This window comes from Shewanella sp. SM73 (genome assembly GCF_025653795.1).
In the GTDB taxonomy this organism is placed as follows: domain Bacteria; phylum Pseudomonadota; class Gammaproteobacteria; order Enterobacterales; family Shewanellaceae; genus Shewanella; species Shewanella oncorhynchi.
This window is the reverse complement of the sequence record NZ_JAKKRY010000005.1, coordinates 153,937-177,605: the sequence shown is the minus strand read 5'-3', so window position 1 is coordinate 177,605 and position 23,669 is coordinate 153,937. Positions and strand designations below refer to the sequence as shown.

The following is a 23,669-nucleotide window of genomic DNA, read 5'->3' as shown; positions in this document are numbered from 1 at the left end:
ATTGCTTTTTGTTAGTCTCGGCTTTAGTGCTGTGGTCTTTTAGCTTGGAAAATAATCCTTGTTATCCCATTTAATGAACAGTGCACCCCTAGGTTTACCAGTCTGGTTAGGTTAAAATGCGCGGTTGCAAATACTGTTAATCACCGCCCCTTTTAGTGGAAGATCAATTAAAGCGGCCAAATAAAGAAAGTTGAAAACTCATGTTTGAAGTTAATCCAGTAAAATTCAAAATTAAGGAGCTTGCCGAGCGCACGGAGCTTCTTAGGGGGTATCTTTGACTACGATGCCAAAAATGAGCGTCTAGAAGAAGTTACCCGTGAGCTTGAAAGTTCAGAAGTGTGGAACGACCCAGAGCGCGCCCAAGCCTTAGGCAAAGAGCGCGCCAGCCTAGAAGCTGTGGTCAAAACCATAGACGATATGGACTCAGGTCTTGAAGATGTTGAAGGCTTACTCGAGCTAGCTATTGAAGAGGAAGACGAAGACACGTTCAACGAAACCAGTAAAGAGCTGGATTATCTCGAAAGCCGCCTTGCCGATCTCGAATTCCGCCGTATGTTCTCCGGCCCGCAAGATGCGTCAAACTGTTATTTAGATATTCAGTCTGGCAGTGGTGGTACCGAAGCCCAAGATTGGGCCAACATGGTGCTGCGTATGTACCTGCGTTGGGGCGAAGCCCATGGTTTTAGCCCAGAGTTGATGGAAGTGACCGATGGTGACGTGGCCGGTATTAAAGGCGCGACTATTAAGTTCACTGGCGAATATGCGTTCGGTTGGTTACGTACCGAAACGGGCGTGCATCGCTTAGTGCGTAAGTCGCCATTCGACTCATCGGGTCGTCGTCATACGTCATTCTGCTCTGTGTTCGTTTATCCAGAAATCGACGACGATATCACTATCGATATCAATCCATCGGATCTGCGTATCGACACTTATCGCGCATCGGGCGCGGGTGGTCAGCACGTTAACAAAACGGAATCGGCGATTCGTATTACCCACTTACCGACGAATACCGTTGTGCAGTGCCAGAACGACCGTTCACAGCATAAAAATAAAGATGCTGCGATGAAGCAGCTGAAAGCAAAACTGTTTGAGTTAGAAATGCTCAAGCAAAATGCCGACAAACAGGCCGCAGAAGACGCTAAGTCTGATATCGGCTGGGGCAGTCAAATTCGCTCTTATGTATTAGACGATGCCCGCATTAAAGACTTACGCACAGGCGTTGAAACCCGCAATACTCAAGCGGTACTCGATGGCGATCTGGATAAGTTTATCGAAGCCAGTTTGAAATCTGGGCTGTAATTAATTCAAGGTATAGACGAGAAATAAGATGACTGAACAAGTAATTGATGAGAACAAACTGATCGCCGAGCGCCGTGCCAAGCTAGAAAGCATCCGCCCAAACTGTAGTGCTAATGCGCATCCAAATACCTTCCGTCGCACCCATAAAGCGGCTGAACTGCAAGCACAGTATGGTCAAAACACTAAAGAAGAACTCGAAGCCTTAGGTTTTAAGACCAGCATTGCTGGCCGCATCATGGCAAAACGTGGTCCTTTCTTAGTGATCCAAGACGTGTCTGGCCGTATTCAAGCCTATGCTGAAAAAAGCGTACAAGCTGATTTGAAAGAGCGTTTTCAAGGTCTGGATATCGGTGACATCATAGGTGTAACCGGTCAGCTGCATTTGTCTGGCAAAGGCGATTTATACGTCAACATGGAACAGTACGAGTTACTGACCAAGGCGCTGCGTCCATTGCCTGCGGACTATTATGGTCTAGCCGATCAAGAAATGCGTTACCGTCAACGTTACGTGGATCTCATCGTTAACGAAGATTCGCGCAATGCCTTTATCATGCGTTCTAAAGTGGTTTCTGCAATTCGTAACTTCATGATCAAAAAAGAGTTCATGGAAGTTGAAACCCCTATGATGCATGTGATCCCAGGTGGTGCTTCGGCGCGTCCTTTTATCACTCATCACAACGCCTTAGACATGCCCATGTATCTACGTATCGCGCCAGAATTATATCTGAAGCGTTTAGTGGTCGGTGGTTTTGAGCGTGTGTTCGAAATCAACCGTAACTTCCGTAACGAAGGTCTGTCGCCACGTCATAACCCAGAATTCACTATGATGGAATTCTATATGGCTTATGCAGACTACAAAGATCTGATGGACCTCACCGAAGAAATGCTCAGCTCGATTGCTATCGAACTGCTCGGCAGTGCGCAAATGCCCTACGGCGAGCACACAGTCGATTTCGGTGGCCCATACGCACGTTTAAGCATGTTAGAAGCGATTCAGAAGTACAATCCTGATAACGCCACTATCCAAGCTATGACCTATGAGCAAGTGAAAGATGTTGAATTCATGCGCGATTTAGCGAAAAGCTTAGGCATGAAGATTGAGAAGTTCTGGACTTGTGGTCAGCTGCTTGAAGAAATCTTCGGTGAAACTGCTGAATGGCAATTGATGCAACCAACGTTCATCACTGGCTACCCAGCGGATATTTCACCATTGGCACGTCGTAATGATGACAACCATTTCATCACTGACCGTTTCGAATTCTTCATCGGTGGCCGCGAAGTGGCTAACGGCTTTAGCGAGCTGAACGATGCTGAAGATCAAGACAACCGCTTTAAAGCACAGGTTGACGCGAAAGATGCAGGTGACGATGAAGCTATGTTCTACGATGCAGACTATATCACTGCACTGGAACACGGTTTGCCACCAACGGCAGGTCAAGGTATCGGTATCGACCGTTTAGTGATGTTGTTCACTAACACTCATACTATCCGTGACGTGATCCTGTTCCCTGCCATGCGCCCACAGGCGTAATACAGTCGAACAAGATATTTCGGTTAGTCATTTTATCGACGATGAATGAGTGGGAATTGGCTAAACAGTAAAAGGTTTACTCATTAGCTGACAATCATAGTGATAAAATGCACCATAAAAACCAGCCATTTGGCTGGTTTTTTGTTTTCTAGAACTTTTTAAAAGTTGTGATTATTAAAGATACAACTGCATAAGCTATATTGTTACAGCTGAATTTTTATAAAAGCACAAATTAGCTATAAACTATTTGGCAAGTTTACATTCTTTAACATTCTTCATGCCTTCACCGTCAGTTACTGACTGCAACCCCGCACCGCCAACAAAAACACCTATTTTTATATATTGCTCGATAAAGTAGTTTTTACCACCTTCTGTCGATAGTTTTAAATTATTTTCACTGAATTCTGATTCGGTAGAAAGTGTTTGCTCACCTGGTTCTACTTCCTTGTAGAAGTAGACTTTATTAGCAGATTCACCAATCATCTCACCATTAATATAGATATTTTTCTTTAGAGCCTGACCCGCAAAACTATTGCGGTATATATAAATCCCTGTTTTATTGTCAACTGGCTTCTGGAATGTTTTAAGCTTTGCATCTTCCTCTTGTGAAGCCATTGGTACTGTGGCACAACCTGAGAGTAGAAGGAAAATGGCCAGCATAGGCGTTAGAAGTTTTTTTAACATAATTTGTCCTTAAATAAGTGTCTTATTTTAATTGTAAAAATACAAGCTTTTGTTATTTATATAAATTTATCTTGATTTATAACGTTTTAGTTTATTGAGCTTTTAAAGTTTTTAAATGTGTTATCTCCTTTGGGATCGTTTGAACATTCAACATGAATGCCATAACTTGGCAGAATGTATGGAATGTCATGTTGGTAAAGTCAGCTATTATCATTTTTGCGCAAGAGCACTCGGCCAAAAATAAGTTATTATAAAGTCATTAAGAGGCAGATTAATGGTGTTTTTATTTTTTCTAAATATAACTTAAGTTTTATTGGTTTGCTAATGATTTATTTTGAATTTTGTGATGTCAAATAGTAGTTTTCTTTGTTTGTTGTTATTTTTGAAAGCTAGTGAGTATTTTATTTTTGGTCTTTGATTTTTTCTTGCAGTTTTACGGTTTTTATAAATTGTAAAATGATTAAGTAATAAGTCGCTAGCGCTTAAGGTAGTTTTGTTTATGTTGCTGATTAACTAAATTAGACTCTATTGCAATATGAAGTTATAGAATGGATTAGGTTTATTACTTGGGTAGGGGTTAAGTGGTCTGATATTTAGCTCAATTTATAAAGAAGTTTTAAATCAGCAATGATTTAAGTATTCTACTTAAGGTTACTTGTATGTCCATGGTTAACTTAGTAGGTGTTGACTGACTAGCTTAGTACTACTAAATCGTGGAATGGAATAAGGACGATGAGAGGAACTCAGTTTTAGTATGAGAAGTACTGTTGCAGATAAATTGAATACTTCATAGGGATTATTTTTAAACGCGTTTGTTCATCTATACCCACTCGTACGGCTGTTTCAGATAATCAACCCGACATTAGTCTAATAGTGTGTTGCTTGACCTCAGTCGCTAACTCAATGAAACTCTCCATTAAATCACCTCCTACTAAAGTATGGATAATTAAATAATGTTAATTTTCTTTATTTGTATCGCACTCTTAGTGCTTGCATACAAGTTCTATAGTCCCTTTGTTGAGCGGCAAGCGGGTATAGATCCTAAAGCGATAACACCACAGGCGAGATTCGAAGATGGCGTCGATTACGTTCCGGTTCATCCGGCTAAAGCGTTTTTGATCCAGTTCCTCAATGTCGCGGGTGTGGGGCCGATATTTGGCCCGATCCTCGGTGCACTTTACGGCCCAATAGCCTTAGTGTGGATTGTACTGGGGAATATTATTGGCGGCGCAGTACATGATTATTTTTCTGGCGTGCTCAGCATAAAAGAAGACGGTAAGAGTCTGCCAGAGATTGCGGGCCACTACTTTAATATTTACTTTAAAGGCGTGATGTTGCTGTTTACGGCTATGCTGCTGTTTTTTGTGGGCGTGGTCTTCATCATGAGCCCCGCAGGTTTGCTGAGTAATCTCGATTATTTTAAAGACACCATCTTTGGCAATAATACCTTCTGGGTGTTAGTGATTTTAGTCTATTACTTTTTAGCGACTATGCTGCCGATTGATAAAATCATCACTAAATTATATCCCGCATTTGGTTTGTTGATGATAGTCATGACAGTTTCTATCGCCGTTGCTCTAATGATCAATGCGCCGCAGTTACCTGAAATGGGTGATGTGTTTGCCTATTTCGACCACAGCCATTACAACAATGAGTTACTCGAACCAAACCCTGATGGGCTACCTGTTTGGCCACTGTTATTTGTGACTATTACCTGTGGTGCGATTAGCGGTTTCCATTCAACTCAAGCGCCTATCATGGCTCGTTGCTTGACGAATGAGAAATATGTTCGCCCTGTGTATTATGGCGCTATGGTTGCTGAAGGTATCGTTGCTTGTGTATGGGCAACGGCGGGTATTGCAGCTTTCCCTGGCGGTTATGTTGAGCTTAAGAGTTTGCTCGACCAAGGTGGCCCAGGTTTAGTGGTTAACCAAGTGGCAACTACGTATTTAGGTGTTGCGGGCGGTATTATGGCGATTGTGGCCGTGGCTATCTTCCCTATCACCTCTGGCGATACCGCATTTCGTTCGCTGCGTTTGACGATTATCGATGCCTTCCATATTCCGCAAAGTATGCGTAATCGCTTATTGGTTGCAGTGCCTATTCTGACCATTGCGTACTTTATGACGAAGATCGATTTCTCTTTGATTTGGCGTTACTTTGCCTTCTCAAATATGCTGCTATCAACCAGTGTATTGTGGTTAGCGACTAAGTATTTGTTCGATCGTGGGACCTTCCATTGGATTGTTAGCTTACCAGCGATTGGCGGCACCAGCGTTACTGTGTCTTATATTATGACTGCGGGCATTGGCCTAGGTTTACCGCAACCTTTGAGCCAGCCAGTAGGTATCGCTGTCGGGGTTATCTGTTTAGTTGCCCTGATCATTGCGCACAATAGACGTAAACCTGTGGCAGAAGTCAAATAGTCAGTTATCCCATAGTTTTACCCAATAAAAAACAAGGGCTGCATTTTGCAGCCCTTGTTTTTTATGATTGGTATCATTCTACTATCCTTTAATGGCTTATTTTAGAAAGGGTAATTTTTGCTGAATATTTTTTAATGAGCAGATTCATCGCGTTTCATCTAGAGGTAAGGTAAGGTCGTTAGACTGGTTTTTATTTCTCTATTGAAACGATTAGTCTGTGGTAGAGAGCGTTAAGCAGTACAAACTTGCGGCAAAAGTCATTTAGATTTTATTTACTTGAATATTTTTTGCGAACAGAAGGAGAGCACGTTATGTCTGAGAACAAATGTCCTATGCACCATTCTGCTGGTGGCACCTCGAATCGAGATTGGTGGCCTAAACAGCTCCGGCTCGATATTCTGCACCAACACTCTTCCTTATCTAATCCTTTGGGTGATGACTTCAATTATGCTGAAGCCTTTAAATCCCTCAATTTAGCTGCTGTAAAGCAAGATCTCCTCGCATTAATGACGGATTCACAGGACTGGTGGCCAGCAGATTTTGGCCACTATGGGCCGCTATTTATTCGTATGGCATGGCACAGTGCTGGCACCTATCGTACCGGTGATGGACGTGGCGGAGCGGGGAGCGGTAATCAACGTTTTGCACCGTTAAACAGCTGGCCAGATAACGTAAACCTCGATAAAGCACGCCGGCTCCTTTGGCCGATTAAACAAAAATATGGCAATAAAATCTCTTGGGCCGATTTGATGATCCTTACGGGTAATGTTGCGCTGGAATCTATGGGATTCAAAACCTTAGGTTTCGCTGGTGGGCGAGTCGATATTTGGGAACCCGAAGCTGATATTTACTGGGGTGCGGAAAATAAATGGTTAGATGATAAGCGTTACTCGGGAGAGCGAGATCTTGAAGATCCCCTCGCCGCAGTCCAAATGGGGTTGATTTATGTTAACCCTGAGGGACCCAATGGCGACCCTGATCCTTTCGCTGCCGCCGTTGATATCCGCGAAACCTTTGCCCGCATGGCGATGAATGATGAAGAAACCGTAGCCTTGATTGCTGGGGGTCATACTTTTGGTAAAACCCATGGTGCAGGTGACGCAGCATTAGTCGGACCTGAGCCAGAAGCCGCAGGTATTGAGCAGCAAGGGCTAGGTTGGCAGAGTCGCTATAAAAGCGGTAAAGGTGGCGATACTATTTCCAGTGGCCTCGAAGTGACTTGGACCTCAACGCCAACCCAATGGAGTAACAATTTTTTTGAAAATCTATTCGGATATGAATGGGAACTGACTAAGAGCCCAGCGGGTGCCCATCAGTGGATACCTAAAAATGGCGCGGGTAAAGGGGTGATCCCCGATGCGCATGATGCCTCAAAACGTCATGTGCCAACCATGTTGACTACCGACCTTGCACTGATCTTCGATCCTGATTACGAGAAAATATCACGTCGATTCTTTGAAAATCCCGATGAGTTTGCCGATGTATTTGCAAAAGCTTGGTACAAGCTGACACACAGAGATATGGGGCCATGCACGCGTTATTTGGGTCCTGAAGTGCCTACAGAAACGTTTCTTTGGCAAGACCCAATTCCTGCGGTTGATCATCCCCTGGTTAATGAGCAGGATGTTACTGATCTCAAACTGAAGATTATTGGTTCTGGATTAACGATTTCAGAAGTCGTTGCCACTGCTTGGGCCTCGGCATCGACCTTCCGGGGTTCTGATATGCGCGGTGGTGCGAACGGTGCTCGAATTCGACTCGCACCGCAAAAAGATTGGCCAGTGAATCAGCCTGAGCAGCTCGCTAAGGTGCTCAAAGTGCTTGAGAGTATTCAGTCTGAGTTCAATCAAGGAGGTAAGAAAATCTCCCTTGCTGACTTGATTGTGCTGGCAGGCTGCGTCGGTATTGATCAAGCGGCTAGAAATGCGGGGGTTGAAGTGACGATTCCATTTACGCCGGGTCGTATGGATGCCACGCAAGCACAAACTGATGTGGAATCTTTTGCGGTACTTGAACCTGTCGCAGATGGCTTTAGAAATTATCATCCCACTCCGTTTTCTGTTTCGGCGGAGGAGTTATTGGTCGATAGGGCACAATTGCTGACCTTAACTGCGCCGGAAATGACAGTGCTTATTGGTGGTCTGCGGGTGTTAGATACGAACTCTGATCAGTCAAAAACGGGTGTATTGACTGCGCGTCCTGAGTTTTTGACCAATGACTTTTTTGTTAACTTGCTCGATATGGGGACGACGTGGAAACCCACTTCTAAAGCGGAGGATATGTTTGTGGGTGTTGATCGTGTCAGCGGCCAGCAAAAGTGGACAGCAAGTCGTGTTGATTTGATCTTTGGCTCTAATTCGCAGCTGCGTGCACTCGCAGAAGTGTACGCGAGCAGTGATGCACAGCTACGATTTGTCGATGATTTTATCGACGCTTGGACTAAGGTGATGAACTTAGATAGATTCGATCTTCGCTGAGCTTATATTTATTAGTCTTTTTAGTAGTAGATGGATCCAATTTAGACGCCGATGGGGTTAATGCAGACTGAGCGTTTAAGTTGATTTTCAGTTAAATGATCGCCTAATCCAAAGTGGTTAAGCGGTCATTTTTATTCATGTGCTTTGACGCTCATCAATTTAGGTGGAATATGAATATTCAGCAAATGTCGGGTTTAGCCATTTTACAGGCGATGGCAAGGGGTGAATTACCCGCACCTTCTATCTCTCTCACTATGCCAATGTCGCTGGTTCAAGCCGACGAAGGAACGGTGACATTCCATGCGACTGCCGATGATAAGCACCTCAACCCATTGGGCGGCGTTCATGGTGGTTTTGCCGCGACTGTATTGGATTCTGTTACAGGTTGCGCCGTGCATACATTGCTTGAAGCGGGTGTCGGTTACGGCACTATCGACTTGAATATTAAAATGATTCGACCTGTGCCTAAACATCAAGTGTTAGTGGCTGAGGGTAAGGTGATCAATTTATCTAAGTCTTTAGGTATTTCGGAAGGTACGCTAAAAACGCAAGATGGAAAACTGCTCGCCACTGCTACGGCGACTTGTATGATTTTAAGGCCATAAACCGATTTTGCGGGCTGGCGATATTATCTCTTCGAGTTAACACGCTGAGCAGATAATTAACCTATGCCGAAGGTGCACTTTATCTTCAGATATTAAGTCGACGGCCTTCTTGCTGGCAGTGAAGTTTTTATGGGCGTGAATTCAGTAAATAACGGAATTTTTTAATCATATTTTCATAAATAGGCCTCAAGATTGAAAATAGCTAGCATGCCATATTCCATTCGACAGAAAGTATGCTAGATTCTGGCGAATTGTTGCTGATCGCTGTATTGTTACCTCTGTCATCAACAGTTCTCCACAGGGCCATCGCTGCAATTGAGTCAGATTTGCAGGGAAGTGTCAGGAAGTTACACCAATTCAGAGTCTGCTTATGCAACCCAATTTATTTCCCGAACAAAGAAACGTTTATCAAGAATCGAGGGCGACACAACCCTCGATTGAAGCCCAATCTTCCTCTCGTCGCGGCCGTTTGCAGCGTATGGTCGGTGGCGTATTGTTAACCTGTAGCGTATTGCTGAGTCTTTCAGCATGTGCGGCAGGTAAGCAGGCGTCACCACAAGAAGGTGAAGAGTTTAGTTACGCTTGGCTTAAGGGTTATGCCCGTACTATGGCTGCACAACCCTATGAGAGTCATAAAGGCGAATTACCTAAAAGCCTTCAGGGCATGAGTTGGGATGATTACCAACAATTCCACTTCAAGAAGAAAGCCGCGCTATGGCGTGATCAAGATTCGGAGTTTCGTGCCGAACTGTTCCATCTTGGGCTGTTTTTTGATACCCCTATCCATATTTATGAGCTAAATGAGGGTAAGGCTAAGTTAATCGAATATTCACCTTCAATGTTCGATTACGGCAAGTCAAAGGTCAAAGGTAGTCAGTTGCCTAAGGATCTTGGTTTTGCGGGTTTCCGTATGCAATTTAATACCGATTGGCAGCGTGACATTGTTGCCTTCCTTGGCGCTAGTTATTTCCGCGCAGTGGGTCAAGAAATGCAGTACGGTTTGTCGGCTCGCGGCTTAGCGGTTGATACTGCACTGCCAAAACCCGAAGAGTTTCCAATGTTCACCAATTTCTGGTTAGAAAAACCTAAACCAGGATCGAATATCACCACTGTGTATGCCTTGCTAGACTCTCCGAGTGTCACGGGGGCTTATCGTTTTGATATCGAACCGGGTGAACGTTTAAAAATGAAGGTGGATGTGGCTGTTTATCCACGTAAAGCGATTGAACGTTTAGGCGTTGCGCCACTGACCAGTATGTTTATGGTGGGTGAGAACGATCGCCGCACCGGTTATGACTGGCGTCCAGAAATCCATGATACCGATGGTTTAGCCATGCACACGGGGAATGGTGAATGGATTTGGCGTCCGCTAGGTAACCCTGAAAACCTGCGATTCAACGCCTATAGCGATGAAAATCCAAAAGGTTTTGGCTTACTGCAACGTGATCGTAACTTTGATCATTATCAGGACGACGGCGTGTTTTATGATAAACGCCCAAGCCTATGGATTGAACCAACCAGCAGTTGGGGTAAAGGTTCAGTGCAGTTGGTTGAAATTCCAACACTGGATGAAACCTTTGATAACATAGTGGCTTTCTGGAATCCTGCTGAGCCGATTGTTCCTGGTCAAGAGCTGCTGTACAGCTACAATATGTACTGGGGTGGCATTCCACCGGTTCAATCACCCCGTGCTCGGGTTGTCGATACCTTCACCGGGATTGGCGGCGTAGTTGGCCAGAAACGCAAATACTACAGTAAGCGTTTTGTGGTTGATTTCGCGGGCGGAACTTTACCTATGATAGGTAAAGACACCCAAGTTAAAGCCGTGATCACAGCATCTGAAGGCAAAGTGGAAATTGAATCTGCCCGTCCTCTAGCCTCGATTAATGGTTACCGCGCTATGTTTGACGTAGTGCCCCCGGGAGATGGTACTGAGCCGATTAACCTGAGAGTCTATTTGGAGGTCGATGGTCAGCCATTGTCTGAGACTTGGATGTATCAGTGGAATCCGCCTGCAAAGGATGATCGTGAATTGCACAATGCAGGTCATCTGCAATAAGCGATTCGTGATTCATTAATCTAAAACGCCAGCTAACTTAGCTGGCGTTTTTGTTTTAGCTTGAGCCACTTTTTACTTTATACGGCTTGATAGGTTAGGACTAGATTATCTAAAAAATGCCCCAGTAACTGATTCATCCTAGCCGTTGATTGCCCCAGTATGAATTCAGGGCTTTGAATATATGGCATTTTCTGTATGCTAGAAAAAGCATTTTCTTGAGCAATTAATGGCGCTAATTGGCTACTAATAAATTCAAGATGGCATTGAAATCCAAAAACTAAATTTGTGTAACGTACAATTTGCCGCGGGCAGGCTGCACTTGTGGCGAGCACTTCGCAATCGGGAGTGAGGCCAGGCATGTCGTTATGCCAGTGGCCGACCACTTCAGTGGTCGAAAATGTCTTAAGGTTAATATCACTTTTTCCTGCCGCAGTCAGTTCAATAGGAAAGTAACCAATCTCGGCATGTGGACTCTTTTGATAACGGGCACCTAATGCCTCACCGATTAACTGTGCCCCAAGACAAACCCCCACAACGGCTTTATTTTTTTGGATAGCTTGTCTGATAAACCTTTGTTCTGCTTGGCTATCAAAATATGGACAATCGTTTTTGCATGTCGCGGGAGACTGAGGGCCACCGAGGATAATTAATAGATCAAAACCATCACTATTGTCGGGTAAAGCTTCATCTAGATAGATTCTGCTAAAGCTCATACTGTAGTTTTTGCTTGCAGCCCAATCGCTAAAATAGCCTGGACCTTCATAGCTTTCATGGATAATGCAATGAATGCGCATCGAGTTTTCCTGTGTCTTTTATGGGATAACGCTATGCTACAATCCTTTTTATTTGGCTGAATAACGTCATATGGACAAGTAATAATGCTAAGTCGCCAACTCGATTCGATTAACGCCATTATTGAGCAAGCGCCTAATATGCCTTCTTTTGTCAAAACGATTGAGATGCAGAAGGGTTATGTGGATGTTTTACACCAGCACTGTTGGCATCAGCTTATTTTTCCGCTTCAAGGCCTGTTACAGACAGAGGCAAATGAGGCACTTTTTTTGGTCCCCCATACCACAGCGCTTTTTGTGCCTGCAGGTGTCATGCATGAGTCTGTTGCGATTACAGATACCTGCTTTATTGGTGTCTATTTGAATCCTATGTATGGTCGAGATTATGGTGCCATGGTTAAGCCTGTCGCTATGAGTGCTTTTATAAGGGAGTTAGTGTTAACGCTCAGAAAACAATGTGCTTTTAATACCCCAACGAATGTTGAGCCAATGGTTCAGGCGCCAATACTGCGTTTGCTTGAGGTGTTATATGATCAAATTAATAGTGCGGAAGGACAGACATTTAAGTTACTGATACCGCAAGATAGGCGCCTAAAATTGATTTTTGAGCATTTAACCCAAACGCCAGCTTTAGATTTCTCTTTAGTGAAATGGGGTGAGATGGTTGGGGCATCGGAACGAACATTGTCGAGGCTATTTGTGAGGGAGTTTGGTTCTTCATTCGTATTATGGCGTCAACATTTGCGGCTGATCTATTCGCTGTCGTTATTGGCCACTGACCTATCAATACAGAATGTGGCCCACCAAATTGGTTATCAAAATGATTCATCCTATATCAAAGCCTTCAAGGAGCGTTTTGGGATGACGCCACAGCGATTTCGGTTAGGTGATCATGGGATATAACCCTGTTACGACGTATGGTCATGAACACTATTTTTAGTTGGCTTATTTAATATTGAATCAATATATTGCACCTTTTCGCGGCACAAATATTCATTTGGCCAAATAAAATCAAGCCAGTTGTAATTGCAAGCATGCTACTGAGTTATTGGGGGCTAATTCACTTTTTGACAATCTAAACAATTTTTCACTGTAAAAGACCCCAAACTTGGGCGTAACCTGTGGGCGTTCTCGCCATGGGTAAGTATTTTATGTTTGAAATGTTCACAACGTTAGGCTTTGCGTGGTCGGTGGGTTTAGTCCTTGCCGTACTTTTTGTACTGGCATACGAATTTATTAATGGCTTCCACGACACGGCAAATGCGGTGGCGACGGTGATCTATACCAAGGCAATGCCGGCAAATCTGGCGGTCGTTACCTCTGCACTATTTAATTTTGCGGGTGTGTTGTTAGGGGGGTTAGGGGTGGCCTATGCGATAGTGCATTTATTACCCGTAGACTCCTTGCTCGGTATGGACTCAATCCAAGGCTTGCTGATGGTGTTTTCCCTGCTATTTTCGGCAATTATCTGGAACTTAGGTACTTGGTATTTTGGTATTCCGGCATCGAGTTCCCATACCTTGATTGGTTCGATAATGGGCGTGGGTGGCGCGTTCGCTTGGATAAATCATCAGCCTATCCTACAGGGCATTAATGTCTCTAAAGCAACGCAGATCATGCTGTCCTTGATTATTTCGCCGACCTTAGGGTTTGTGATGGCAGGGATTTTTTTGCTCATCATGAAATACGTTTGGCAGAAACATAAAATTCACCGTACCCCAGATGAGCAGATGCAGATTAATGGTAAAAAACACCCTCCATTTTGGGCAAGGGCGAGTTTAATTATCTCCGCTATGGGGGTGAGTTTCGCCCATGGTTCTAACGATGGACAGAAGGGGATAGGTTTAGTGATGCTAGTGCTGATTTGTATGGCACCGGCTTATTTTGCCTTGGACATGGGCAGTCAACCCTATGATTTAGAAAGAACTCAAGATGCTAATCGTCGCATTATGGCGATTTATGACCGTAACCAAGCCGTTATCGCGGATGTTATCGACTTTAAAGCCTTAGTCAACGTTCCCGAATATATGCTGGCCCATTGCTCATCTGCCAATGTATTACCGGCGATGTCGTTGCTTGACCGTCGCTTAGCAAAAGTCTCAACTTACAAAGATATGGATGTAGAAGAGCGACGCGAGGTGCGACGTTTATTGTTGTGCATCGATGATACTGCTCGCCAAGTGGCTAAATTGGATCTTCCTGCTAAGGATTTGAGTTCATTGGCTAAATGGCGAAAAGATCTCACTAGAACTACTGAGTATGCGCCCATTTGGGTGATTATTGCCATTGCTACTGCGCTGGGTTGCGGCACGTTGGTGGGGTGGCGGCGGATTGTATATACCGTGGGGGAAAAAATTGGTTCATCGAGTATGACTTACAGCCAAGGCATTGCCGCGCAGGTCACCGCTGCCGTCTCTATTGGGATTGCCAGTATGACAGGGATGCCGGTATCGACGACTCATATTTTGTCTTCCGCTGTTGCGGGTACTATGGTGGCTAATCGTTCAGGGCTTCAGATCCAAACCATTAAGCAGATCATGCTTGCTTGGCTGCTGACACTACCTATTACTATGTTGCTCTCCGCGAGTGTGTTTATCCTTGCCAATGCACTTTGGGGTTAGCCAAGAATACTCAAGTTGAATGCTCACATAGCCAAGCCTTGAGGGCTTGGTTTTTCGGTTCAGTGCCGTTTCCCGCGATAATTACCTAAGCCATCTTGTTAGAGTTGAGCCTTTAACACCAACAAGGACATAAGATGGCTGAGCAATCTAGAATACTTTTCAAAGCACTACATCAACAATCAGAGCCGCTGATATTAACTAACGCTTGGGATGCCGCCAGTGCGGCCATCATCCAAGCATCGGGCGCCCGTGCGATTGCGACCAGTAGCGCGGCATTGGCTTGGTCGCTCGGTTATCCCGATGGGCAAGTGCTACCTAAAGCGGCTTTATTGGACGTAGTGAACAATATCCTACGGCTGAGCCGAGTGCCCGTGACGATAGATATTGAATCTGGTTATAGCCAAGATCCCGATGAGGTTGCTGCTTTTGTTGCGAAGCTCGCTGAGCTTGGCGTAGCAGGAATTAATATTGAGGATGGCAGTGCAGGTGTTGCTGAGATGGTGGCAAAAATTAAAGCTATTCGCGCCCATCCTCGTTGCCAAGGATTATTTATTAATGCGCGAACTGATGTGTATTTACTGGGTTTAGCCAGTGGTGAGGCCGCTGTTGTTATGACTATCGATAGGTTAACTCAATATCAGGCTGCGGGTGCGGATGGTGGCTTTATCCCTGGCGCGAATCAGGTCGAGACCGCTAAGCGCTTGTCTGCCGCTGTGGATATGCCACTGAATTTTATGCTATTGAATGAGCAGATGGATATCGGCGAGTTATTTGCCGCAGGTGTGCAGCGTTTTTCCACTGGCCCAGCTTCATTTTTACAGGCCTATAGCACTTTGCTTAATCCAATTTTGTTAAATTCAATTAAGGCAAAACCGTTTCAGCGAGAGTCAAATGATGCGGTTATTGCCGTTGATAAGGATTCAATACCTAAAGCCATTTCCCTTGGTTTTGAGCAAATGAATAACTTATTTATCCCGAGTTAAAGCTGTTTTTCATCTATACCCAAGCTACCTGAAGATACGAGTTTCAGAGCGCTTAGGGTGCTTCAATTCAAGGCGCATCAATGACAGAATGTCGGCCACCTTCTGAATTGATGCAACACGGAAGTGGAGTGCCCTAAGCGCTCCGTCCCGGCGGGTTTTAACGCACTCTATGCCGTGTTGGCTATTTTTAACTTAGTCCACTAGGTCTGCAAATAGCCGCCTTGCCTAAAGTGCGTTAAATTCCCGCTGAATCCTGCATCTTCAGGTTGTTTGGGTATATACCCACGGCGAGTTTGCCGTGGGTTTCTTCTTACGTCCGTTTTACTTAGCGCCCGTTTTACCAAGAAAGTCCCATCTGCGTGCTTGTCTCCTCAGGTTTCTTATCAAGCAGGCGTAGCTCGGCGAGTTGAATGTGCGCTGCAATTTGGCTGCGCAATTTTTGATAGAGACGGATGGCTAGTTCAGGCGCGGCTTCATTGTCGGGAGTATGGATAAACAGATAGGGTTCTCGACCTTCTGCGAGCCACTGCGGGAGTTGGGTGAGCCAATTATCAAAAAAGGTATCGTTATCCTTAGGTAAAACAGCAACGCCTTGCTGTGCGAGTTGTGCGACGGCATCGTCTGGTTGGCCGATAAAGCGCACCACTGGATTATTGGCGGTGGCAATTGCATGCACTGGCACTCGAGGTTTTTTCTTGTGAGCGTCGATAATCGCGACATTGCAGGGCGGCAGTGCAAACAAGGGCCTACTGTCCATGATGATGCGATTCACTTTTTTATCGATGAGTAATCGATTAAGCGCACGCTCGGCATCTCCTTTAGCAAAAAACGCTGCATGCCTGACTTCGACGCCATAGGTTAACCCTTGGGGGATTTGATCTAGAAATTGCGCTAACGCAGGCAAGTTTTCTGGGCCGAAATGGGCGGGCAGTTGAATTTTCCAGATCCCTGTTTTATCGATTAATGGTGCCATTATCTGGAAAAAATCTTTCAATTCTTGGCCGCAGTGTTGCAATAATCTTTGGTGAGTGATGGTTTGCGGTAGTTTGAAGGTAAAACGAAAGCTATCGGGCGTGGCACTGTGCCAATTCATTACCGTTTGCTGTGCAGGCGTTGCGTAGAAGCTGGTGTTCCCTTCGACAGTATTGAATATTGTCGCGTAACGGGCGAGTCGCTCCGCTCGTTTAGTTCCGTGACCATACACACTTTCTTGCCAATTCGAGTGCGACCACATGGCAAGCCCAAGGCGAAAATGCTTGGGTCGATGTAACGGAGAGCACAATCGGTCCAAAAATAAATTCCTTTAATGCGATTTGCGCGTACCAAAGCAGCGCCCTGATGTTGACCAACATTTTAGGGCATTGTGCCGATATCTGTCGTCCAGAGTCAAATAGTGCCACCGATGGCCTTAAGTATTGTGTTTGATTTTGTTTGAATTTAACTCTGCAAAAGTCGGACTTAACTGAGCCAACTCTGGAATGACATTGAAAATTAACCTACTCTAATAGTGCGTTATTATTATTTTTATGCTTATGATCAAACTTAGGACTTAGCCAAAGACGGACGTTTATTGGAGAATTACGTGAATAATGATGGCTACACTTCCTTAAGCAATTTTATCGACCTTCTCTTGGATGCTATTTGTGTCGTCGATAAAGCGGGGAGGTTTGAATTTGTCAGTGCTGGGGCAGAACGTATTTTTGGCTATACCCCAGAAGAAATGATGGGTATGCAGATGCTAGATCTTGTCATTCCAGAGGATAGGGAACGCACTCTCGCAACGGCCAATGAAATTATGGCAGGTCGCTTTAAAGTCGATTTTGAAAACCGTTATGTGCGTAAAGATGGTGTTATCGTCGATATTCTTTGGTCTGCACGTTGGTCCGATGCTTATCAACAGCGTGTCGCAGTCGCTAGAGATATTTCTAAGAGCAAAAATGCCGAACGTAGACAAGCAGCCTTATATGAGATTTCAGAGGCTGTGCATGTCGCTGAGGACTTGCTAGCCCTATATCGTCGAATTCATGAAATTATTGCTAAATTATTGCCTGCAGCAAACTTTGCTATTGCATTGTACGATCAAGATTTAAATGAATTAAGTTTTCCTTATAAAGCCGCTACTGGCGAGGATTCACTTATCGATATTGCAAGTTTCAGTGTGTTCACTGACCAAGTGATCCGCAGTGCTGAGTCTTTACTCCTGTGTCCCGTGACCTTAACTGATTATCCCCAAGCGATTCGTGAAGATTTGGGTAATGGTAGTTTAAGTTGGCTGGGTGTGCCGCTAAAGCTACAGAAAGGCGTTATCGGCGCTTTGATTATGCATAGCTTGCCCACTTCGGCTTCATATACACACCAAGACCGTGAGTTATTGGAGTTTGTTTCTACGCAAATAGCCTTTGCGATTGAGCGCCGACAAATGCTCGCGCGATTAGAGCATATTGCACTTTATGATCAGTTAACCTTGTTACCCAATCGTGAGCTTTTTTACGATAGATTTCAAAAGGCGCTATCTCGAGCCCATAGGGAATCAAGTTATTTCTCTTTGCTTTATTTAGACTTAGATAAATTTAAGTGGGTTAACGATACTTTTGGTCATAGCGTGGGCGATTTATTACTGCAAGTGACAGCGCAGCGAATAGTCAGTTGTGTGAGGGGCTCAGATACCGTTGCGCGTTTTGGGGGGGATGAGTTTGTCATCTTACTTGAACGAGTCGATTCAGCACATAATACCCTGCTGGCTGCGCAAAAAATATTGCAAGTATTCGAGCAACCCTTCGAGCTTGCCGAACAGCAGATCCATATTCTGCCGAGTATCGGTATTGCTCTGTATCCAGAGCACGGTGAAGATGAGAAACAGCTTATTTCCTGTGCCGATACTGCTATGTATAAAGCTAAAAAGAATGGCGGAAATCGAATTGAAATGGGTTATCAAGGATTAAGAAACTTACATGCTGAGCTTCGGCCTGAGGCCAATATTCCTGAAAATAAAGCGATGAAGATTATTTAAGCTTGCTTTAGGTAAGCCATTGTAAGTCTTTGAAGAAATAATATGTAAAGAAATGCCCGCAAATGTCACTGACACTTGCGGGCATTATTGTATGGAATTGTTGATGTAATCTTTATATAAAATAAGGCTTTTGATTACAGTTTGAAGCGATTAACTTCCTGCTGCAATGATGCGGCCAAATGGGCGAGCTCTTGAGCTTGGACCATAGACGTTTGTGCCTCAATCGAGAGATTCTCTGACACTTCACGAATCGACTCTGTGTTACGGTTGATTTCGCTGGTGACTGAGGTTTGCTCCTCGGCTGCTGTGGCAATTTGGCTCGCCATATCTGAAATATCATTAATGGCTTTGCTGATTTGCAACAGACTTTCGCTGGCTGAATTAGCATCGGCCACACTGGTTTCTGCCATTTCATGACTTTGAGTCATAGACTTAACGGCTTTGCCTGCGGTTTGTTGTAGGGTTTCGATCATCGCTTGAATTTCTTGTGTCGATGAATGCGTACGTTGTGACAGTACACGCACCTCATCAGCAACTACAGCGAAGCCACGACCTTGTTCTCCTGCACGTGCCGCCTCAATGGCTGCATTGAGTGCAAGTAAGTTGGTTTGCTCTGCGATGCCACTAATGGTCAACAAAATGCTGTTGATCTTTTGTGAGTGCTCGTTCAGTTCACCGATAATTCGCCCTGCAGTTTCGACTTCACTGGCTAAATTACGGATAGATTGCTGGCTTTGCATTACCTGTTTATGGCCATGGTTTGAAAGTCCGACCGCATTTTGAGCTGTCTGCGCTGTATGCTCAGCATTACTGGCAATTTCCTCGGTGGCGCTGGCCATTTCGGTCACCGCAGTGGCAACCATAGTCACTTCATCTTGCTGTACTTCAATGCGCTGACTGTTATCCGTTGCCGATGCACTACTTCCTTTGGCTTGATATTCCAATTGACCCGCAATCTTGTGCATGCGGGAAATCATACCGTGTAGACGTTCTACAAAGCGGTTAAAACCCGAAGCTAACATACCAATTTCATCGTGGCTGTTGGCAGTATGAATGCGCACAGTGAGATCGCCATCGCCTTCGGCAATATCATTGAGTGCTTGGGCAACGCGTTCGAGATCTTTGAATTGAATTTTAAAGATGGCGATTAAAATCAAACCAAACAGCACCAATAGTGCAACACCTACGGCAGACATCCACCAAGCGAGATCGGTTGCCTGTGACATGATTTCTTGCTTATCCATCACGAAAATCAGTGCCCAGTCAGTTGAGGGTATTGCCGCAACATAGACTAACTTAGTGGCACCATCGAGGTTTCGCTCTTCCATCGTATTGGCATTAGTGCGCTGTGATAACCAGTTATTACTAAAATTACTATCGATTTTAGTGAGTTGTTGAGTATTTAGCTGGCTATTGGGATGACTAATAATGAGCCCTGCATTATCGACCATCAGAGTGTAACCTTTGCCTGGTACTTGGAGGCGCTGCACTGCATCTGTTAACTGATCTATGGTTAAGTTCGCAGCCGCTACGCCTATGAGCTGGCCTGAGCTCATCACAGGTTCTGCTATAGTTACGACTTGTTTTTTCAATGTGGCGCTGACGTAGGGCGCCGTCATGATCATTTTACCCGCCGTTTTAGCATCCATATACCAAGGGCGAACGCGGGGATCATAATTTGCGGTATTCAGCGACGGATCTTGACGATACATGTTGCCTTGCTCGTCACCATAGTAGGTGAGGGCAAAGTCAACCGCAGTATGCGCTTGCAACAAATGAGGGGTAACGTTGGTACTAGGATCGGCTTCAATGGTTTGCTTTAGGCTCGTAATGGCCATTTTTCTGTCTTGTATCCACTGACCTATGCCGGATGAAAAAGTCTTCGCCAGTTGGTCAATTTCATGTTGGGTGTTTTCTAACGCATTATTTCTAATGAAATAACTAGAGATACTCACGAGTACAGCAATAGTGATCAGTACAGCGGAAAGACTGCTAAACAGCAGCCGCGTTTTGAGTGTCGATCGCATAATCTATATCCTTTATATTCCGTTAGCTCTCTAACGTTGTTTTAGTATAGCGGCAGTACGGGGCAAAACATTAAATCATTGAAGAATTATAGTAATAAATTTAGAAGTGACGCCCATAATTTATGAATTTAATAATTACATGATTTTTATATCAATAACGATTGCGTCAGCGGTTGTTTATTTGATGAGCTGATGGAACTTAGCAGACTAAACTGAAGAGATGAATAATATTTTACAGGTGATAAATAACATTAGTTATCGTCAGTAAGCCGTTAAAATACATAAGCTCAAGCTAACAATTTAATTAAATATGTCACTGGTTGTGAGTGTGATTAATTCATTATTCAGAATGCTGGCTTGTTTATATCAAAGGTTAGTGAGCTTAATTTTGCGCAGGTAGCATCTTGTGTGCTGGTTCAAGTTTAAGACTCATCTGTAATAGAACATAAAAAAGGGACTCCTAGGAGCCCCTTGTTAATTTTAAAATGACCTAAATATTAGTGGGTCATCTTATTTTTGATCAGCACACAACGCTGCTCTATTTGACGGGTTTCCAGTAGATTACGGCGGGTAAGGTTAGATAGCCCAGTTTGGCGATCAAGTACTTTGTCCAATGCCGCTATGCTAGTGTAATTACAATCGGTTGGGATGAGGAAATGGCTATAATTACGCATAAATACAGGCCCTTTTTTGTCCATATCCATTAAGCTCGCCAGACGCTCTTCCGCTGTAGCCGCGCTTAATAGTTTTTGCTCAGCAGGATAAAGATTTTGCATAATAATCCGCTGTTTGGAGAAAGGTAGGCTGTCTAGATGTACTTTACTTAACCAACGACGTTTTGCGGCCGCTTCAGGGCGGATCACTTGTGCCGCAAGTGCCGCTTTTTCACCAGAGTCTGAATTATCCTTGGCAGCTTCTTTGGTTAAGCGCTGCAGCGCGTTAGGAAAATCATAGCGATTAAGCTGGGTGATGATTGCCCATCGTAAATCTTGATCTAAGGTTAATCCCTTGATTTTTGTTTCCCCGTCAATGAGTTGTGCTAAATGACGCAGTGAATCTCTGTCGCTTGCTAAACTGACATACGCATTGAACCAGATCCGTTGGAAGTCATTATCGCCTTTATTTTCCATTGCTTTTCTCAGACTCATTTGGCTTAAGCCTTTAATTGCATTTTCAGCGTAGTTTTGCTGAATAGGGGCGATCTGCGCGAGATATTCCTTCGAGCGCAACATGCTATCGATGATCTGACCAACAATTGTGTAGTCCGTCTCAGCAGGCGCGTTAACAAACACTGTGCTTAGGTATTGATCTAAGCTCAATTTACCTTCGCGGACGCTGTCCCACAGACTTTGCCACAGCATAGATCGCAGTAGTGGATCGGAAATATTACTCAGTTGTTGTTTTGCGGTATTAAATGACTTGTCATCAAGCTCGACTTTCACAAAGCCCCAATCATCAAAGTTTGGATAGATTAGGTCTGGGCAGCGCTCACCAATCAGTTGTTTAACTTCAGTACGCTCGCCTTTGTAAGTCACTGGCACTGTAATGTCATTTCGCAGATCAAAGCGACCTTGGGTAAATAAAGCCACTTGGACTTTTTGTTCACGTAATGTGGGTAGCTCTGCGCTTGCAGGGAGCTGTCGTAGGCTAAATTCGCTGATTCGGTTGCCCTCACAACGATATTCCGCCTTGATGGTGTTAACGCCCGCGCTGTAGAGCCATTCTTGAGTCCATGCACTTAAATCGCGGCCAGCGGCTTTCCCTAGGCTATTGATAAAATCGTCTAACTCAGCGTTTTGATAACTGTATTGTTTTAAATAGTTACTGACGCCACGACGAAACACCATGTCCCCGAGTAAATGGCGTAATTGTTTCAGTGTTGATGCGCCTTTTTGGTAAGTGATAGCATCGATATTGTCGAAGGCGTTCTGAGTCGTTGCTACGGGTACTTCAATGGGGTGCGTGGTGACTAAGCTGTCTTGCTCATAGGCTTTTTGCTTGCCTTTAGCGTAGAAGGTACGCCAAGCATTAGTGAACTCTGTGGCTTCTTGAGTCGCAAGTGTGCCCATAAATGAAGCAAAACTTTCATTTAACCACAAGCCGTTCCACCATTTCATGGTGACGAGATCGCCAAACCACTGGTGCGCCATTTCGTGCATGATCACGCCCGCAAGATTTTGCTTTTGATCTGCTGTCATCGCCGCTTTATGAAGGAAGATATCTTCAGAAAAGGTCACTGCGCCTGCGTTTTCCATCGCGCCATAAAGGAAGTCTGGCACTAGAATTTGATCGTATTTCTTAAAGGGGTAAGGAATACCAAAGTAATTATCGAAAAAAGTTAACCCTTGTTTTGTATAGGTAAACCAATCCTGCTCCGTGACTTGGTTAGCAACGGATTGACGGGCGAACAGGCGCATAGGATAGCGGCCTGAGTTGTCTTGCCACATGTGATAAGGGCCCGCGTGCATCGAAAAGTTATATGGGCTTAGCTTAGGTGTTTGTGGGAAAGTCCAACGATTGTAAGCACCCGCTGGGGTGATTTGGCTTTCACGCATCGAGCTAATGACTTGCCAGTCTTTGGGCGCTGTTACCGTAATTTGATAGTTAGCCTTGAGATCCGGTTGGTCGAACACTGCGAACATCTGTTGAGCTGCAGCGGGTTCAAAATGAGAGTAGAGGTAGACCTTGCCATCGATTGGATCTTTAAAACGGTGTAAGCCTTCACCATTGGTGCTGTGGGCACGGCTAAATTGCACTTCAATGGTATTTTCACCTGAGGTGAGCAAACGCGTATTTAAGCTGATGTAAGCGCCATTGTAATTGGGGTATACGGCGGTACCGTTGATGATAAAGCGTTTTATCTGCGCCTTGTTTAAATCTAAGCTCAGTTGTTTTGGCACTTCACTTAATTGAAATGTCACTTTGGAGGTGGCGGAAAACTCGGCATCCCCTGTGAGCTGAAAATCCAAGTCATAGTGAATATCGGAGATGACCTGCGAGCGAAGCGCAGCCTGATATTGGCTAATATAAGCGCTAGCATCACGTGGACCCGTATTGAGTGTACTTTGGGTTGCACACGACATTAATGTGCCGCAGGTAAGGGCAACGAGACTGGCTTTAAACAAGTTCACAACTTAAATCCTTCAACGATTTGTT

15 protein-coding genes are annotated in these 23,669 nt (G+C 44.6%); 10 read left to right on the top strand and 5 right to left on the bottom strand.

Annotated features, from left to right (window positions below; translation table 11 throughout):
- Positions 1-200 precede the first annotated feature (200 nt).
- Both prfB and lysS read left to right on the top strand, forming a co-directional pair.
- A protein-coding gene (prfB, locus tag L5M51_RS09510) for a peptide chain release factor 2 (RefSeq protein ID WP_168824900.1) occupies positions 201-1,299 on the top strand; the annotation gives its coding sequence in 2 pieces (ribosomal slippage) (positions 201-275 and positions 277-1,299; 1,098 coding nt in all).
- Between the two features lie 28 nt (positions 1,300-1,327).
- A complete protein-coding gene (lysS, locus tag L5M51_RS09505) occupies positions 1,328-2,830 on the top strand; it encodes a lysine--tRNA ligase (protein WP_006080389.1) in 1,503 nt (500 codons plus the stop codon).
- Between the two features lie 243 nt (positions 2,831-3,073).
- Here lysS and L5M51_RS09500 read toward each other — a convergent pair whose 3' ends face one another.
- Positions 3,074-3,514, bottom strand: coding sequence for a DUF2846 domain-containing protein (locus L5M51_RS09500; RefSeq protein WP_263172470.1), 441 nt, complete (start codon positions 3,512-3,514; stop codon positions 3,074-3,076).
- A 953-nt stretch (positions 3,515-4,467) separates the two neighbouring features.
- On the opposite strand from L5M51_RS09500, the gene L5M51_RS09495 reads away from it, so the two are divergent.
- The 4 genes from L5M51_RS09495 (at position 4,468) to L5M51_RS09480 (ending at position 11,081) form a co-directional block, all read left to right on the top strand.
- Positions 4,468-5,940: a carbon starvation protein A gene (locus L5M51_RS09495; RefSeq protein ID WP_105250058.1), complete on the top strand. Its 1,473-nt coding sequence runs from the start codon at positions 4,468-4,470 to the stop codon at positions 5,938-5,940.
- 311 nt (positions 5,941-6,251) lie between these two features.
- Positions 6,252-8,417: a catalase/peroxidase HPI gene (katG, locus tag L5M51_RS09490; RefSeq protein ID WP_263172469.1), complete on the top strand. Its 2,166-nt coding sequence runs from the start codon at positions 6,252-6,254 to the stop codon at positions 8,415-8,417.
- A 170-nt stretch (positions 8,418-8,587) separates the two neighbouring features.
- Positions 8,588-9,022: a PaaI family thioesterase gene (locus L5M51_RS09485; protein WP_028761608.1), complete on the top strand. Its 435-nt coding sequence runs from the start codon at positions 8,588-8,590 to the stop codon at positions 9,020-9,022.
- A gap of 370 nt (positions 9,023-9,392) precedes the next feature.
- A complete protein-coding gene (locus L5M51_RS09480) occupies positions 9,393-11,081 on the top strand; it encodes a glucan biosynthesis protein (protein WP_212601306.1) in 1,689 nt (562 codons plus the stop codon).
- A 77-nt stretch (positions 11,082-11,158) separates the two neighbouring features.
- Here L5M51_RS09480 and L5M51_RS09475 read toward each other — a convergent pair whose 3' ends face one another.
- On the bottom strand, positions 11,159-11,875 hold the full coding sequence (locus tag L5M51_RS09475; RefSeq protein WP_212601307.1) for a type 1 glutamine amidotransferase: 717 nt from the start codon (positions 11,873-11,875) through the stop codon (positions 11,159-11,161).
- Positions 11,876-11,959: 84 nt separating this feature from the next.
- On the opposite strand from L5M51_RS09475, the gene L5M51_RS09470 reads away from it, so the two are divergent.
- The 3 genes from L5M51_RS09470 to L5M51_RS09460 all read left to right on the top strand — a co-directional run bounded on the left by L5M51_RS09470 (position 11,960) and on the right by L5M51_RS09460 (position 15,476).
- Positions 11,960-12,775: an AraC family transcriptional regulator gene (locus L5M51_RS09470; protein WP_263172466.1), complete on the top strand. Its 816-nt coding sequence runs from the start codon at positions 11,960-11,962 to the stop codon at positions 12,773-12,775.
- Positions 12,776-13,023: 248 nt separating this feature from the next.
- Positions 13,024-14,493: an inorganic phosphate transporter gene (locus L5M51_RS09465; RefSeq protein WP_105252986.1), complete on the top strand. Its 1,470-nt coding sequence runs from the start codon at positions 13,024-13,026 to the stop codon at positions 14,491-14,493.
- Between the two features lie 134 nt (positions 14,494-14,627).
- The gene (locus L5M51_RS09460; RefSeq protein ID WP_263172464.1) at positions 14,628-15,476 is read left to right on the top strand and encodes an isocitrate lyase/phosphoenolpyruvate mutase family protein; all 849 of its coding nucleotides are present in this window, start codon (positions 14,628-14,630) and stop codon (positions 15,474-15,476) included.
- Between the two features lie 337 nt (positions 15,477-15,813).
- Here L5M51_RS09460 and L5M51_RS09455 read toward each other — a convergent pair whose 3' ends face one another.
- Positions 15,814-16,767: a DUF72 domain-containing protein gene (locus tag L5M51_RS09455; RefSeq protein WP_263172462.1), complete on the bottom strand. Its 954-nt coding sequence runs from the start codon at positions 16,765-16,767 to the stop codon at positions 15,814-15,816.
- 291 nt (positions 16,768-17,058) lie between these two features.
- Between L5M51_RS09455 and L5M51_RS09450 the strand changes: the two genes are divergently transcribed.
- Positions 17,059-18,486, top strand: coding sequence for a GGDEF domain-containing protein (locus L5M51_RS09450; protein WP_263145166.1), 1,428 nt, complete (start codon positions 17,059-17,061; stop codon positions 18,484-18,486).
- A 134-nt stretch (positions 18,487-18,620) separates the two neighbouring features.
- Here the strand turns inward: L5M51_RS09450 and L5M51_RS09445 are convergent, their stop codons facing one another.
- Together L5M51_RS09445 and pepN are read right to left on the bottom strand one after the other, a co-directional pair.
- Positions 18,621-20,513: a methyl-accepting chemotaxis protein gene (locus L5M51_RS09445; RefSeq protein WP_173246509.1), complete on the bottom strand. Its 1,893-nt coding sequence runs from the start codon at positions 20,511-20,513 to the stop codon at positions 18,621-18,623.
- 497 nt (positions 20,514-21,010) lie between these two features.
- Positions 21,011-23,644: an aminopeptidase N gene (gene pepN / locus L5M51_RS09440; RefSeq protein WP_263172459.1), complete on the bottom strand. Its 2,634-nt coding sequence runs from the start codon at positions 23,642-23,644 to the stop codon at positions 21,011-21,013.
- Positions 23,645-23,669: the final 25 nt, after the last annotated feature.

Coding starts and splice junctions, on each gene's coding strand:
- lysS (WP_006080389.1), top strand. CDS start 1,328: ATGACTGAACAAGTAATTGATGAGAACAAACTGATCGCCGAGCGCCGT.
- L5M51_RS09500 (WP_263172470.1), bottom strand. CDS start 3,514: ATGTTAAAAAAACTTCTAACGCCTATGCTGGCCATTTTCCTTCTACTC.
- L5M51_RS09495 (WP_105250058.1), top strand. CDS start 4,468: ATGTTAATTTTCTTTATTTGTATCGCACTCTTAGTGCTTGCATACAAG.
- katG (WP_263172469.1), top strand. CDS start 6,252: ATGTCTGAGAACAAATGTCCTATGCACCATTCTGCTGGTGGCACCTCG.
- L5M51_RS09485 (WP_028761608.1), top strand. CDS start 8,588: ATGAATATTCAGCAAATGTCGGGTTTAGCCATTTTACAGGCGATGGCA.
- L5M51_RS09480 (WP_212601306.1), top strand. CDS start 9,393: ATGCAACCCAATTTATTTCCCGAACAAAGAAACGTTTATCAAGAATCG.
- L5M51_RS09475 (WP_212601307.1), bottom strand. CDS start 11,875: ATGCGCATTCATTGCATTATCCATGAAAGCTATGAAGGTCCAGGCTAT.
- L5M51_RS09470 (WP_263172466.1), top strand. CDS start 11,960: ATGCTAAGTCGCCAACTCGATTCGATTAACGCCATTATTGAGCAAGCG.
- L5M51_RS09465 (WP_105252986.1), top strand. CDS start 13,024: ATGTTTGAAATGTTCACAACGTTAGGCTTTGCGTGGTCGGTGGGTTTA.
- L5M51_RS09460 (WP_263172464.1), top strand. CDS start 14,628: ATGGCTGAGCAATCTAGAATACTTTTCAAAGCACTACATCAACAATCA.
- L5M51_RS09445 (WP_173246509.1), bottom strand. CDS start 20,513: ATGCGATCGACACTCAAAACGCGGCTGCTGTTTAGCAGTCTTTCCGCT.